The organism is Sphaerobacter sp., assembly GCF_019683595.1.
Classification (GTDB): Bacteria; Chloroflexota; Chloroflexia; order Thermomicrobiales; family Thermomicrobiaceae; genus Sphaerobacter.
In genome coordinates, this window is sequence record NZ_JADGHZ010000014.1 from 26,274 (window position 1) to 40,694 (window position 14,421).

The following is a 14,421-nucleotide window of genomic DNA, read 5'->3' on the forward strand; positions in this document are numbered from 1 at the left end:
GCGTGGCTTCCAGGGCGGGATGCTACGCCGTTAGACCGCGAGAAGGGAGAGGATCACCGATGGCGAGCGACCTGTGCTTTACCCCAGCCACCGAACTCCGCGAGCTGATCCGGGCTCGACAGCTCTCCCCGGTCGAGCTGCTGGACGCCGTGCTCGCCCGCTGCGAGGAGGTCGAGCCGACCATCCACGCCTTTGTCACCATCGACGCCGAGGGCGCTCGTGCCGCGGCTCGCGCCGCGGAGGAGGCCGTCATGCGCGGTGACGAGCTCGGGCCGTTGCACGGCATCCCCGTCTCGATCAAGGACCTGTTCGCCACAGCCGGGATGCGCACCACCTACGGCTCCAAGTTCTTTGAGGACTTCGTCCCCGACTACGACGCGGTCGCGGTCGAGCGAATCCGTCGGGCGGGCGGGATCATCTTCGGCAAGACCAACACACCAGCATTCGGCCACAAGGACATGTGCGACAACCTGATCATGCCGGCCACCCGGAATCCCTGGAATCCCGACCGGACATCTGGTGCCTCCAGCGGCGGCGCGGGCGCCGCGGTCGCTGCCGGGGAGGGGCCGCTCGCGCTGGGTTCGGACGGCGCGGGGTCGATCCGGATCCCCTCAGCGCTGTGCGGTATCTATGGGCTGAAGCCGTCGCTCGGGCGCGTCCCGTTCTGGCCCAGCCAGGACTACTGGACGACCCGGTCGCACATCGGCCCGATGACGCGCACCGTGCGCGACGCAGCGCTGCTCCTGTCCGTCATGGCAGGACCGGATCGGCGCGACCCGATCTCCATCGACGAGCAACCGGATGACTACCTCGCCGCCTGCGACGGCGATCTCCGGGGATTGCGGGTTGCCTGGAGCGCCGATTTCGGGTATGCCCCAGTCGATCCAGAGGTGCGCGCCCTCACCGAGGCGGCTGCCCGCCGGTTCGAGGAACTCGGGTGCGTGGTCGTCGAAGCCAATCCACAGTGGGACAACCCGGCTGAGTGGCACGCGATCCTCTACCGGGCGGGAATCGCCGCCAAGTATGGGCCTCAGGTGGAGTCACGCCCGGACTGGGTAGACCCGAGTCTCGCCATCCTCATCGAGCTGGGGAAGCGCATCAGCACGGAGGAACTGCTGCACGCCCTGACGGCCCGGGCCCGATTCTACGATCAGGCGCGGGAGTTCATGGACCAGTTCGACCTGCTCCTGACACCTGCGATGCCCTGTGTTGCCTGGCCGTATGACGGGCAGCCGGGCGAGGTCGACGGATCGCGCATCCAGGAGACCCCAGGCGGCCGCTGGGCGCTGATGTTCCCCTGGAACGTGACCGGATTCCCGGCTGCATCGGTCCCGTGCGGCATGACTTCCGAGGGACTACCGGTCGGACTGCAGATCATTGCCCCGTGGCATCAGGACGCACTCTGCCTGCGGGCCTCTGCAGCCTTCGAAGCCCTCCAACCATGGGCCGATCGACGCCCTCCGCTCTAGGCCCGTTCGGACCATCCCGCGACCCGGGGTCGCCGAGAGGCGACCCCGGGGTCCCTCCAGCCGGCCACGCGTCATTCTTCGAACTCGAACCAAAGTCCTGGGCTGCGCCCTTTCCGTGTGGGCGTGTGCCGTGTTAGGGTTCCGCCAGCGTGCGTGAGACCGCGTGGGCGAGTGGATCGCATGAGTGCCGCCTCTGAACGTACCAGGCCGATGGATCAGGACGAGCTACCGTTCTTACTCTTCGTCGGCAACGTGACCGTTGAAGTGCCGACGACGGGCAACACCATCAGCCTTCCTGTCGAGGTCGACCAGCGGCTTACCGATCGGGACAAGATCGTCGTCGTACCCGGCAAGGGTGCGGTCGAACTGGGCCGCATCACCGGCACCAAGGTGACCGTCGTCATCTCCCGCACGCTGGCGGTACCACTGGTTGCCACCGCCGTGGTCGACCGGACGCTACCCGGCACGCCCGCGCGTGTCGTACTCCGGCGAATCACCCCCTGGCGACCTCGGCAGCGGCGCGAGGCCGTGCGCCTTGACATCGAGATCCGCCCCAAGTCCATCGCTCGCATCACGCCGGACGGCGAGGAGCCCATCGAGGCGCTGATCGTCGACCTCAGCGCGACGGGCGTGCGGCTCGAAGCGACGACGCGCCTCGACCCGGGAGAGCGCCTGCACCTGGTCTTCTCGCTTCCCACGATGCCCACGCTCTTCGACACCGTCGCCGAGGTGATCCGCTGCCAAGAGCGCACCTACAAGTCTCAGCCCTTCTTCCATCTCGGCTGCCGATTCGTGGACCTCGATCCACGGGTGAGCGATGAGATCTTTCGCTTCATCTTCCAGGAACAGCGCCGCCGGCTGCGGCTGCAACGCGCTCGTTAGGCCAGACCCGCTCGGCCGCGACGGCGATCGGGGTGGCCCCGTGGCCCTTCCTCTCCGCCTACATCGGCCCGCGCCGCTACTCACCCCGTCTGAATGTCGCCCGCGATCACCGGGCTGGCCGTGGGCGGGTGCGCCCTGGTCGGCTCGTGGAGAAGTGCAGGTGGCAGTATGCGGCGCCGGTCTCACCGTTGCGATGAGGCCGGCGCGGTGATGGCCGGATGTTGATGAACGGTCAGCGGACGGCGCGCGCCGCGGCGGCGACCAGGGCGACGGTCTGGTCGACGATCGCCTTGCGGTACTCCTCGAACACCGGGTCGGTGATCGCGGCCCGGTCCTCCGGGTAGACCAGCGATGCGATATGCAGGTGCCCGCCGGGGAGGTCATGCCGGCCGAGCGCCAGCCGCAGGCGGTTGGAGCGGTACATGCTCTCGTTGGAGAGGTAGTTGCCGCCACCGCCGGCGCAGGCGGCGTCGCCCGGATGCGGGCCGTCCTCGCGGGTGATGCAGGAGCCGACACCGGGGTTGCTCGGGTCGGGCCAGACGCGCACGCGCGTGTTCAGGAAGACGGGCCAGGGACCGGTGCCGGCGTCGATCATGGCCTGGTAGGGCAGCGTTGTCTCGATGAACCAGGTCGGCTCCGGGGTCTGCGGCCAGTTCGCGGCCAGCGGGATCATGCCCTGGCTGCTGACGTCGTTGTTGTCCAGGCTGCCGCCGCGCCAGTTGCCGGCCCACTGCTCGATGGCCATCTGGCGCGCCCCGCCCTGGCTGATCGTCATCATCAGATCGACCTGCCGCGGCCCCTCCATGAGGTGAGGGCCGAAGGCGTCCTCGACGATGCCCTCCTCGAAGGCACCCCAGAGCACCGGGAAGATCACCGCCTGGACGAAGGCCGGGCCGCTGTCGGTCTTGATGAGCAGGCCGTCGAGCTGCAGCGCGCTGGCGCCGGAGGGGTTGGAGCGGCGCGGCTCCTGGTTCAGGGTGTAGGGATCGAAGCCGCTGACAAGTACGCGCTTGACCCCCGCGCCGGCCGGGAAGTCGACCGAGGTGATGCCCCGCGAGGTGTACTCGAGCAACTTGATCAACTCAGCACGCGCCTCGTCGCTGAGTGGAAAGGCCGGCGCCCACTGCCGCAGTGCCCGGGTCATGCTCAGGCGCGCCCAGTAGAGCGGCCGGTCGTCGTAGCGGTCGAGGGCGCCGTGGGCGGGGCCGCGCCCCTGAGCGCGGTCGACCGCCGCCCGCCACAGCGCCGTGCCCTGCGTGCGGACCATGTTCTCGGCCTGCTGCAGGTTCGGCGCCCGGCAGAGGCTGGTGATGAACTGGTCCACGAAGCGATCGAACCCACTGCGGGCAAGGATCTGCTGCGAGGCGGGCTCCGTCCCGCCCTCCGGAATCGCCTCCAGGCGCGTCTCTTCAACCGTCACGGGCAAGCTCTCGTCGAAACACTGGGCTGCTACCGGCCCCGAAGGGGCAGCGACCGCAGTCGCCGCGAGGGAGAGTACCAGACTCATGACAAGGAGGATAGTCCACACCGTCGCGCGGAATCGGGAATGCGCCATCGATCTCCCCTTCCCTCATCGTTGAAACCACGGTCGATCGGGGACGACGGCTACGCCGTGCCCGTAGGGGAGTCCGTCCCTCCTTTCGCAATGGTTGCTGTGAGACGACACGCCGATCAGACCCTGCTGGCCTCAGAGGGCATGAGTTGGAAGCGTGTGAAGACAGCATAGGGATTGACGGGATATCGTACAAGATCCTGGCTACTTGCCTAACCCAAATTACCTAGGAAGGCATAGCCTGAAGGTCCTGGCGACGGTCCGGTGAGGCGGGGAAGCACTGCCGGGCCGTCGCAGCACCGCGTTGTTCGCGTCTTGACGGCTTTCGCGACGCGGTGCTATTCTGGGACAGGCCTAACAATCGAGTGATTCCTGCGCGTTCGGCACGTCCTACCGTTTCCGTTACCCATCCAAGCCTTGCGGTCCACGCTGCCGCGCCGTGTAGAGGGCTTCCGAGCCCCATCCGACCGTTTCCGGCGTGACCGGGCGCGCGGGTGGATCAGGTAGAGGAGCTCCAAGCGTGGCATCATCGACGCAGCCGCTCGCGACACCCAGCGAGGCCCGCCAGGCGATCCGCTCCGGTCAGATGCGCGGCCATACGGCCGCGGCCGCGCCAGGCTACGCGCAGGCAAACCTCGTCGTCCTGCCACGCGACCTCGCCTACGACTTCCTCGTCTTCTGCCATCGCAACCCCAAACCGTGCCCGCTGCTCGACGTGACCGACCCCGGCTCCCCCGAGCCGGCTCGCGTCGCCCCCGGGGCCGACCTGCGAACCGACCTGCCGCGCTACCGGGTCTACCGGCACGGGGAGCTGGTCGAGGAACGAGACGACCTGCTCGACCTCTGGCGCGACGATCTGGTGGCCTTCCTGCTGGGGTGCTCCTTCACCTTCGACGCCCTGCTGGTCGAGGCCGGGGTACCGGTGCGACACCTGGGCTGCGGCAGCAACGTGCCGATGTACCGGACGAATCAGGAGTGCGTCCCGGCGGGGCGCTTCGCCGGGCCGCTGGTCGTCTCGATGCGGCCGATCCCGCCGGAGCACCTCGTGCGGGCGGTGCAGGTGACCTCACGCTTCCCGTCGGTGCACGGCGCGCCGGTGCACATCGGCGACCCGGCAGTGCTCGGCATCACCGATCTGGCACACCCGGATTGGGGAGACCCGCCGGTCATCGAGCCGGGGGACGTCCCGGTCTTCTGGGCGTGTGGGGTCACCCCGCAGGCGGTGGCGATGAACGCCAGGCCGGAACTGATGATCACCCACGCGCCCGGGCACATGTTCATCACCGACGTTCCCGTCACGTCACTCGCGGTGTTCTGAGGCCGGCACTTCAGGAGTACAGAAGATCCCGAGCGGTTCGATTGGTCCGGCAGACGACCTAGAGCGAGGAGGGACGATGGACCACGAGCGTGCGACCCAGGGGATCGGAGACAAGGCGCTCGACGGGCGGCTTTCGCGGCGCCGGCTGCTGCGCCTGTTCGCGGCCGGAGCAGCGGTGCCGGCCATGAGCCTGCTGGCGGCCTGCGGTGAGGCCTCGGTCGGAGAGAGCGGCGGCAGCAGCGGTGGTCAGGCGGCTCCGACGGCGACCACGGCCGGCTCCGGCGCGTCCTCGGGCGGCAGTCCGGCCGCGTCGCCCACCAGCCAGGGTGGTACCTCCCCGTCGGGGCCGGTGCGCATCGGGGTGATCCTCCCGCTCAGCGGCGTGGCCGCCAGCGTCGGAGCCGATGAGAAGGTCGCGGTGGAACTCGCCGTGAAGATCGTCAACGAGGAGACGCCCGACCTGGCCCTGCCGCTGGCAGCCACGGCGGGGCTGCCCAACCTGGGCGGGGCCACGGTCGAACTGGTCTTCGCCGACAGCCAGGGCAAGGCAGAGGTCGGCCAGTCGGAGGCCGAGCGGCTGATCAACCAGGAGAACGTCATCGCCCTCTTCGGCTGCTACCAGAGTGCCGTGACCAAGACGGCCAGCGCCGTCGCCGAGCGGGCCGGCATCCCCTTCATGAACGGTGATTCGTCGTCCCCGGCACTGACCGAGAGCGGCTACCAGTGGTTCTTCCGCACCTCGCCCCACGACGGCGACTTCTCCAAAGCCATTATGGCGTTCATCCGGGCCATGGCCGATGAGAAGGGTGCGGACGTCAGCACCGTGTCGCTGCTGTACGAGGACACCGACTTCGGCGTGAACAGCGCCAAGGCCCTCACCGATGAGGCCGAGGCGCACGGCCTCCAGATCGTCGGTGAGGTGAAGTACAAGGCCAACACCACCGCGCTGACCAGCGAGGTGCAGGCCCTGCGCTCGCAGGGCGCCGACGTGCTGTGCCCGGCCTCCTACACCAACGATGCGATCCTCACCATTGAGACGGCCCGGCAGCAGGGGTACCTCCCGAAGATGATCGTGGCCCAGGACGCCGGCTACACCGACCCGGCCTTCATCGAGGGAGTCGGCGCCGCCTTCGCCGAAGGCATCGCCAGCCGCTCGGCCTTCTCGATCGACATCACCGAGATCAAGCCGGCCGCGGCCAAGGTCAACGAGATGTACCGGGAGATGGCGGGAAAGGACATGTACGACGGGCCGGCACGCTGCTTCACCGCCATGATCGTGCTGCTCGACGCCATCAACCGGGCCGGATCGACCGAGCCGGACGCGATCCGCGAAGCGCTGGAGGCGACCGACCTGGGGGCGGACGACACGATCATGCCCTGGCAGGGGGTCCGCTTCGACGAGAAGCACCAGAACATCCTGGGGGGCGGCATCATCGTGCAGATCCAGAACGGCGAGTACCGCACCGTGTATCCCTTCGAGGTCGCCACGGTGGAACCGAGCTACCCCCTGCAGCCGTGGGATCAGCGCGGCGCGTAGCAGCTTAGAGACATGCTGGGGCGGGACACCCCGCCCCGGCCGATCCAACGGTTCCCAGCGGCGGAAGGACTCGAGTGGATACGACGCTCCTCCTGCAAGCGCTCACCAACGGCCTGCTGATCGGGATGGTCTACGCGCTCATCTCGGTCGGCCTGACGCTGATCTTCGGGCTGATGGAGATCGTGAACTTCGCCCACGGCGAGTTCCTGATGCTGGCCATGTACGCGGCATTCTGGGCCAGCGTGCTCCTCAACCTCGACCCGATGGTCTCGCTCCCGCTGACGGTCGGCGGGCTGGCCTTGCTCGGGCTCGTGACCTACCGGGGCATCATCGCCCAGATCCTGAACGCCCCGATGCTGGCGCAGATCTTCGCCACCTTCGGCCTGGGCCTCTTCCTGCGCGGTCTGGCGCAGTACCTCTGGTCGCCCAACTTCCGCACCATCGAGCGTCCCTGGCTCGGCCAGATCTCGGGCGGCACGGTCAACCTCGGCGGCGTCTTCCTCGGCGTGCCGCAGATCGCCGCGGCGATCCTGGCCGGCGTGGCCTTCGCCGCGCTCTACCTGTTCATCAGCCGGACACGCATCGGCCTCGCGCTCCAGGCGGTGGCGGAGGACAAATCGACCGCGGAGCTGATGGGGATTGACAGCCACCGGATGTTCGCCCTCGGCTGGGTGCTGGGCGGAGCCTGCGTCGGGGTGGCCGGCGCGGTGCTGGCCAGCTTCTACCCGATTACCCCGACGGTCGGCATCCTCTTCGCGCTCATCGCGTACATCGTGGTGGCGCTCGGCGGCTTCGGCAGTGTGCCCGGAGCGCTGGTAGCCGGGCTCCTGGTCGGCCTGGTGCAGGAGGCGAGCCCGATCCTCTTCGGCGTCCCGACGACCTACAAGTACGCGGTCGTCTTCGCGCTCTACCTGGTCGTCGTCCTGATCCGGCCGCAGGGCCTGTTCGGCCGCTTCTGAGTCACGGGGAGGATGCAGGCATTCATGACCACCGCGACGGCCCGCCCCATCAGGGCCATCCCGCGCTCCTGGATCGCGCTCGGCGTGCTTGCGCTCGCGTTGCTGGCACTCCCGCTGGTGCTGCGCAGCGACTCGCGTCTGAACATCGCGATCCTGGTCCTGGTCTACGCGGCCCTGGCGCAGGCGTGGAACATCCTGGGGGGATTCGCCGGGCAGATCTCCCTCGGCAATGCGGCCTTCTTCGGGATCGGCGCCTACACCTCGACGGTGCTGCTGTCACGCTGGGAGGTCACGCCCTGGTTGGGTATGCTGGCCGGCGCGCTCGTGGCGGCCATCTTCGCCGTCATCATCGGCTACCCGGTGTTCCGCCTGGGCGGCCACTACTTCGCCATCGCCACCATCGCCCTGGCAGAGATCGTCTATACCATCTTCAACGACTGGGAGTGGGTCGGCGGTGCCACCGGGATGCTCATCCCCTTCGCGCGGGACATCGAGACCGGGCGCCCCACCAACTCGCTCTACTACCTTCAGTTCAACCTGGGGAAGGCGCCCTACTTCTACATCGCCCTGGCCCTCGTCGTCCTGGTGACGGTCGTCACGGTCATCGTCGACCGCTCCAAACTCGGGTACTACTTGCGGGCGATCAAGAACGATCAGGACGCGGCGCGGGCGCTTGGTGTCCACGTCCTGCGCTACAAGCTCATCGCCATCGCTATCTCGGCCGCGTTCAGCGCCGTGATCGGCACCTTCTACGCGCAGTACCTCCTCTACATCGACCCGGAGACGACGATGCGCCTGGAGCTGTCGGTGCTCATCGCGCTGGTGGCCATCCTGGGTGGGGTCGGCACGGTGGCCGGGCCGCTCGTGGGCGCGGCGGTGCTCATTCCCGCCGCCGAGTTGACCCGGCAGCAACTCGGCGGCAGCGGCAACGCCATCGACCTCATCCTGTACGGCGCCCTGATCGTCCTGATCTCCATCTTCCAGCCCAACGGCCTCATGGGCCTGGTGCAGCGGCTGCGCCACCGCGGTGGCCCGCGCCCGACCGCGACCCCCACCGAGCAGCAGGCGACCGCGCGAGAGGAAGCACCGATGCTCGGCGGCTACGAGGAGGAGCGAGGCTGATGGCGCTGCTGGAACTCGACGCCATTACCAAGCGGTTCGGCGGCCTGGTCGCGAACCACGAGGTGACCTTCCAGGTCGATCGCGGCGAGATCGTCGGGCTGATCGGCCCCAACGGCGCCGGGAAGACCACCCTCTTCAACTGCATTTCCGGCTTCTTCCCGCCGACGAGCGGGACCGTGCGCTTCGACGGAACGGACGTGACCGGTTGGCCCGCCGAGCGCCTGGTGCACCAGGGGATGGTGCGGACCTTCCAGGTCGTACGCACCTTCCCGGACCTGACCGTCCGCGAGAACGTCATGATCGGCGCGTTTGCGCGGACCAACAGTGCATCCACCGCCCGGAAGATCGCCGACGAGATGCTGGAGTTCACCGGGCTGGCGCCGCGGGCGGACGTCCTGGGGGCGAACCTCCCCATCGCCCAGAAGAAGCGGGTGGAGCTGGCCCGCGCGCTGGCGACCGGCCCGCAGCTCCTCATGCTCGACGAGGTGATGGCCGGGCTGACGCCCGCCGAGCGCGTGCAGGCGGTCGAGTTGATCCGCGCCATTCGGGCGCGCGGCATCACGGTGCTGCTGGTCGAGCACGTGATGGAGGTCGTCATGCCGATCTCCGACCGGGTGATCGTGCTTGACTCGGGCAGGAAGATCGCCGAAGGACCACCACAGGCGATTGTCGAGAACCCGGAAGTGATCGCGGCCTACCTCGGCGAGAAGTACCGGCCGCGCCGGGAGGAGACAGGGGAGGGCTAATGCTCCTCGAGGTGCGCCATATCGCCGCGTCGTACGACGGCGTGCCCGCGCTCCACGACGTCAGCTTCACCGTGGACGAGGGCGAGGTCGTGACGATCATCGGATCGAACGGCGCGGGCAAGACGACGACCATCCGCACCATCTCCGGCCAGCTTCGGCCCGACCGGGGCGAGATCCTGTTCCGCGGCACCCGGATCGACGGGCTCCCCGCCCACCGGATCGCCGAAATGGGCATCGCCCACGTGCCGGAGGGACGACGGCTGTTCAACCGGCTGACCGTGCTGCAGAATCTCCTGGTCGGCTCATTCACCCGCCGCGCCCGCGCCGAAGAGGACGCGATGCTGGAGCGGGTCTTCACGCTGTTCCCCCGGCTCAAAGAGCGGGCGAATCAGCGGGCGGGTACCCTCTCCGGCGGGGAACAGCAGATGCTCGCCATCGGGCGGGGCCTGATGCTGCAGCCGGTGATCTTGATGCTGGACGAGCCGTCGCTGGGACTGGCGCCGATGCTGGTGGATGAGATCTTCAACACGATCCGCCAGATCGCCCGGGAGGGCATGACGATCCTGCTCGTCGAGCAGAACGTGCGCGAGTCGCTGGAGCTCTCGGACCGTGCCTACGTCCTCCAGACCGGGACGACCGTCGCGGAGGGAACCGGGGCCGAGTTACTCGAATCCGAGATGGTGCGCCGGGCCTACCTCGGCCTCTAGCCGCCTTCCGATCCCGCCGGGAGTCCCGGATGCAAGCGAGAGCCGGCAAGTCACGCCGCCCGGGAGCGGATCTCTATGCGCTCGCAGGCGTCATGCGTCATCACCACCGCGGCCTGCTCCCTCGACGGCCAGGGATGGCGCCGCAGGCGGGCCGCACAACGGTCGCGGGAGCACGCGAGGAGTAGGGAATGGACCGGAGACTGCGCGTCGGTATCGATATCGGGGGGACCTTCACCGACCTGATCGTGGTCGATGACCAAACCGGCACCTTCTGGGTCGCCAAGACCCTGACCACCCCCGACGACCCGGCGGTCGGCGTGCGCCGCGCCCTGATCCAGGGGCTGGAACTCGCCGGGGCGCCGGCCGAGCAGATCCAGGCCGTCATCCACGGCACGACGCTGGTCACCAACGCGATCATCGAGCGCAAGGGGGACAAGACGGCGCTGGTGACCACCAAGGGTTTCCGCGACGCCATCGAGATCGCCCGCGAGCACCGCTTCGACATGTACGACATCTTCATCGAGCGGCCGAAGCCGATCGCGCCCCGGCGCCTGCGCTTCGAGATCGACGAGCGGCTGCTGGCCGACGGCACCGTCTACCGCCCGGTCGACCCCGCCGAGGTCGAGGCGCTGGCCGAGCGGCTGAAGCGCGAAGGGGTCGAGGCGGTCGCGATCTGCTTCCTGCACAGCTACCGCAACCCCGAGCACGAGCGGCAGGTCGCCGCCATCCTGGCCGAGCGCCTGCCCGGCGTCCGCCTCTCCCTCTCCTCGGAGGTGGTGGGCGAGATCCGGGAGTACGAGCGCACCTCGACCACGCTGGCCAACGTCTACGTGCAACGCATCGTCGAGGGCTACCTGGACCGCCTTCAGCGCACCTTGACAGAACTCGGATCACAGGCACGGCTGCTGATCATGCTCTCGTCGGGTGGCATTTGCACGGTCGAGACGGCCCGCCGCTTCCCGGTACGGCTAATCGAGTCGGGCCCGGCGGCGGGGGCGCTCGCGGCGGCTTACACCGGGCGGCTCGTGGGCACGCCGAACCTGCTGGCCTTCGACATGGGCGGCACGACCGCCAAGGTCTGCCTGATCGACAACGGCCGCCCGATGATTACGACCGAATTCGAGGTCGATCGCGTCTACCGCTTCAAGAAGGGGAGCGGCCTGCCGATCAAAGCCTCGTCGATCGAGATGATCGAGATCGGCGCGGGCGGCGGCTCGATCGCCCACATCGACCAGTTCGGCCTCATCAAGATCGGGCCGGACAGCGCCGGCTCGCAGCCCGGCCCCGCCTGTTACGGCCTGGGCGGCACCCGTCCGACCGTCACCGACGCCGACCTGGTGCTCGGCTACCTCGACCCGGACTTCTTCCTCGGCGGCGAGATGCGCATCAGCCGCGAGGCGGCCGAGGAGGCGATCGAGCGCGAGATCGCCCGGCCGCTCGGGATGTCGGTCGTGGAGGCGGCCTGGTCGATCCACCAACTGGTGAACGAGAACATGGCGAGCGCGGCCCGCATCCACGCGGTCGAGCACGGCAAGGACGTGCGCGCCTACCCGCTGTTCGCCTCCGGCGGCGCCGGGCCGGTGCACGCCTACCGGGTGGCCGAGATCCTGGGTGTGCGGCAGATCATCTGCCCCTTCGCCGCGGGCGTCGGCTCGACGATCGGCTTCCTGGCGGCGCCGCTGGCCTTCGACTTCGTACGCAGCGCCTACGCCCGGCTCGACCAGGTCGACTGGGACACGATCAACACGCTGTACGCCGAGATGGAGGAGGAGGGCCGCGCGCTGCTCGCCGCGTCGGGCGTCCCGGCGGATCAGGTGACCGTGACCCGCACGGCCGACATGCGCCTGCTCGGCCAGGCGCACGAGATTAGCGTGCCGATCCCCCTCGGGGTGCTCGGCCCCGAGCGGGAGGAGGAGGTGCTGCGTGCCTTCGAGGAGGTCTACCGCGACCTCTACAAGCGGGCGCGGCCTGGCGTGCCGATCGAGATCATGAGCTGGCGGGTGCTGGTGTCCGGACCTGAGCCGGAGCTACGCCTGCGGCAGCAGGAGCAACTGGGCGGCCCACGCCAGAAGGGCGAGCGGCCGGTCTATTTCCCCGAGCTGGGCGGCTTCCACCCGACGCCGATCTACGACCGCTATCAACTTCGTCCCGGCGACTGCGTCGACGGCCCGGCCGTCGTCGAGGAGCGCGAGTCAACCGTCGTCGTCGGCCCCCGCGGCCACGCCACGGTCGACGAGCACTTGAATCTGGTGATCCGGTTGGGGTGAGCGGCCCTCACCCCCTGACCCCTCTCCCAAAGTTGGGAGAGGGGGACGGAGACGACGAGACACTCCCCTCTCCCAGAGTTGGGAGAGGGGCCGGGGGTGAGGGCAGATAACGAATGAGGAGCCCATGGCGCACGCATCGATCGACCCGCTGACGCTCGAAGTCTTCTGGAGCCGGCTGATCGCCGTGGTCAACGAGCAGGCGACCTCGCTGATCTGGAGCGCCTTCAGCCCCTCGGTCGCCGAGGCCGGGGATATCTCCGCCTGCGCCTTCGACAGCCGCGGCTACATGATTGCCCAGGCGGTGACCGGGACGCCCGGCCACATCAACTCGATGGCCCGCTGCATCCAGCACTTCCTCGACGCCTACCCGCTGGAGACGCTGGAGCCGGGTGACGTCCTGATCACCAACGACCCCTGGAAGACCTCGGGCCACCTGCACGACGTCACCATCGTCACGCCGATCTTCCGCAACGGCGAGGTCGTTGCCTTCTTCGGCAACATCTGCCACCTGGCCGACATCGGCGGGCGTCCCTTCTCGGCCGACGCGCGGGAGCTCTTCGAGGAGGGGCTGTTCATCCCGATGACGAAGCTCTTCATGGCCGGCAAGCCCAACGAGGAACTGCTCAAGATCATCCGCGCCAACGTCCGCGAGCCGGAGGCGGTCGTCGGCGACCTCTACGCCATGACCGCCGCCAACGATGTCGGCGGCGAGCGCCTGCTGGAGTTCATGGACGAGTTCGGCATGGAGCGCATCGAGCCGCTGGCCGACGAGGTCATCAACCGATCGGAGCGCGCCATGCGCGAGGCTATCGCGCGCATCCCGGACGGGGTCTACCGCCACCAGGTCACCATGGACGGCTACGACCAGCCGGTCACGCTGGCGGTCGCGATCACGGTGCGCGGGAGCGACATGTTCATCGACTACACCGGCACCTCGCCCGAGAGCGACTACGGCATCAACGTGGTGATGAACTACACAGAGGCCTACACCACCTTCGGCATCAAGTGCGCCCTGGTGCCGGACGTGCCGAACAACGAGGGCAGCTTCCGCCCGGTCCACATCACCGCGCCGGAGGGAAGCATCCTGAACTGCCGGCCGCCCGCGCCGGTGGCGGGGCGCCACATCATCGGGCAATGGCTCCCCGGCGTCGTGCACGGCGCACTGGCCCAGGCCATGCCCGACCGCGTGCTCGCCGAAGGGTCGCTCAACCTGTGGAGCACCCAGTTCACCGGCGTCGACCGCGACGACCGCCCCTTCACCATGCTCTTCTTCAACTCAGGCGGCATGGGCGCCCGGCCCAACAAGGACGGGCTCTCCAGCACCGCCTTCCCCTCCGGGGTAATGGGCACACCGGCCGAAATCGTCGAGGCACGCTCGCCCCTGATGATGGTCCGCCGCGAGTTCCGCACCGACTCCGGCGGCCCCGGCACCTACCGCGGCGGGCTGGGTCACTGGATGGTGATCCGGGGCGTCAATGCGGGCAAGCCCTACCGCTTCTCACCCTTCTTCGACCGGACCACCAACCCGGCAAGCGGATACCAGGGCGGCAAGAACGGCGCACCCGGCGTCTACGAACTGAGCGACGGTCGGCGGCCAAACCCCAAGGCGACGATCTGGGTCGATCCCGACACCGACATCATCATGGGCCTGCCCGGCGGCGGGGGCTACGGCGACCCACTGGACCGCGACCCGCAGGCCGTCCGCGACGACGTGCTCGACGAGCTCGTCTCCCCCGAACGCGCCCGCGACGACTACGGCGTCGTCCTCACACCCGACCTCGAGGTCGACTGGGAAGCGACCAACCGGCTGCGGGCCGAGCGGCGGGCGGGGTGACCACCCCTCACCCCCTGACCCCCTCTCC

General features: G+C 68.7%; 11 protein-coding genes. 10 read left to right on the top strand and 1 reads right to left on the bottom strand.

All coding sequences use genetic code 11. From position 1 onward, the window contains the following. The first annotated feature begins 59 nt into the window (after positions 1-59). Entirely contained in the window at positions 60-1,469 is a 1,410-nt protein-coding gene (locus tag IRZ30_RS02980; RefSeq protein WP_294082768.1) for an amidase, read from the top strand. Positions 1,470-1,679: 210 nt separating this feature from the next. Then, positions 1,680-2,351, top strand: a complete 672-nt coding sequence (locus IRZ30_RS02985) for a PilZ domain-containing protein (protein ID WP_294082770.1) — start codon at positions 1,680-1,682, stop codon at positions 2,349-2,351. A gap of 232 nt (positions 2,352-2,583) precedes the next feature. On the opposite strand, the gene IRZ30_RS02990 is transcribed toward IRZ30_RS02985, so the two are convergent. Beyond that, positions 2,584-3,771 (bottom strand): hypothetical protein, encoded by a 1,188-nt coding sequence (locus tag IRZ30_RS02990; RefSeq protein ID WP_294082772.1) that lies wholly within the window; start codon positions 3,769-3,771, stop codon positions 2,584-2,586. A gap of 652 nt (positions 3,772-4,423) precedes the next feature. Here IRZ30_RS02990 and IRZ30_RS02995 point away from each other — a divergent pair. From IRZ30_RS02995 to IRZ30_RS03030, 8 genes are all read left to right on the top strand, one after another. Then, entirely contained in the window at positions 4,424-5,221 is a 798-nt protein-coding gene (locus tag IRZ30_RS02995) for a putative hydro-lyase (RefSeq protein WP_294082774.1), read from the top strand. Positions 5,222-5,297: 76 nt separating this feature from the next. Then, positions 5,298-6,758, top strand: a complete 1,461-nt coding sequence (locus IRZ30_RS03000) for an ABC transporter substrate-binding protein (protein ID WP_294082776.1) — start codon at positions 5,298-5,300, stop codon at positions 6,756-6,758. Between the two features lie 74 nt (positions 6,759-6,832). Beyond that, entirely contained in the window at positions 6,833-7,717 is an 885-nt protein-coding gene (locus tag IRZ30_RS03005; RefSeq protein WP_294082778.1) for a branched-chain amino acid ABC transporter permease, read from the top strand. Positions 7,718-7,741: 24 nt separating this feature from the next. Continuing rightward, the gene (locus tag IRZ30_RS03010; RefSeq protein WP_294082779.1) at positions 7,742-8,839 is read left to right on the top strand and encodes a branched-chain amino acid ABC transporter permease; all 1,098 of its coding nucleotides are present in this window, start codon (positions 7,742-7,744) and stop codon (positions 8,837-8,839) included. Then, positions 8,836-9,585: an ABC transporter ATP-binding protein gene (locus IRZ30_RS03015; RefSeq protein WP_366945315.1), complete on the top strand. Its 750-nt coding sequence runs from the start codon at positions 8,836-8,838 to the stop codon at positions 9,583-9,585. The genes IRZ30_RS03010 and IRZ30_RS03015 overlap by 4 nt, the downstream gene beginning before the upstream one ends. After that, on the top strand, positions 9,585-10,292 hold the full coding sequence (locus tag IRZ30_RS03020) for an ABC transporter ATP-binding protein (protein ID WP_294082783.1): 708 nt from the start codon (positions 9,585-9,587) through the stop codon (positions 10,290-10,292). The genes IRZ30_RS03015 and IRZ30_RS03020 overlap by 1 nt, the downstream gene beginning before the upstream one ends. Before the next feature lie 188 nt (positions 10,293-10,480). Then, positions 10,481-12,559, top strand: a complete 2,079-nt coding sequence (locus tag IRZ30_RS03025; RefSeq protein ID WP_294082785.1) for a hydantoinase/oxoprolinase family protein — start codon at positions 10,481-10,483, stop codon at positions 12,557-12,559. Positions 12,560-12,683: 124 nt separating this feature from the next. Then, complete coding sequence (locus IRZ30_RS03030) at positions 12,684-14,393, top strand: hydantoinase B/oxoprolinase family protein (RefSeq protein ID WP_294082786.1); 1,710 nt, start codon at positions 12,684-12,686, stop codon at positions 14,391-14,393. Positions 14,394-14,421 lie beyond the last annotated feature (28 nt).

Excerpts from the sequence above, each read along its gene's own strand:
- IRZ30_RS03020 (WP_294082783.1), top strand. The coding sequence starts at position 9,585 with ATGCTCCTCGAGGTGCGCCATATCGCCGCGTCGTACGACGGCGTGCCC.
- IRZ30_RS03030 (WP_294082786.1), top strand. The coding sequence starts at position 12,684 with ATGGCGCACGCATCGATCGACCCGCTGACGCTCGAAGTCTTCTGGAGC.
- IRZ30_RS03000 (WP_294082776.1), top strand. The coding sequence starts at position 5,298 with ATGGACCACGAGCGTGCGACCCAGGGGATCGGAGACAAGGCGCTCGAC.
- IRZ30_RS03010 (WP_294082779.1), top strand. The coding sequence starts at position 7,742 with ATGACCACCGCGACGGCCCGCCCCATCAGGGCCATCCCGCGCTCCTGG.
- IRZ30_RS02985 (WP_294082770.1), top strand. The coding sequence starts at position 1,680 with ATGGATCAGGACGAGCTACCGTTCTTACTCTTCGTCGGCAACGTGACC.
- IRZ30_RS02980 (WP_294082768.1), top strand. The coding sequence starts at position 60 with ATGGCGAGCGACCTGTGCTTTACCCCAGCCACCGAACTCCGCGAGCTG.
- IRZ30_RS03025 (WP_294082785.1), top strand. The coding sequence starts at position 10,481 with ATGGACCGGAGACTGCGCGTCGGTATCGATATCGGGGGGACCTTCACC.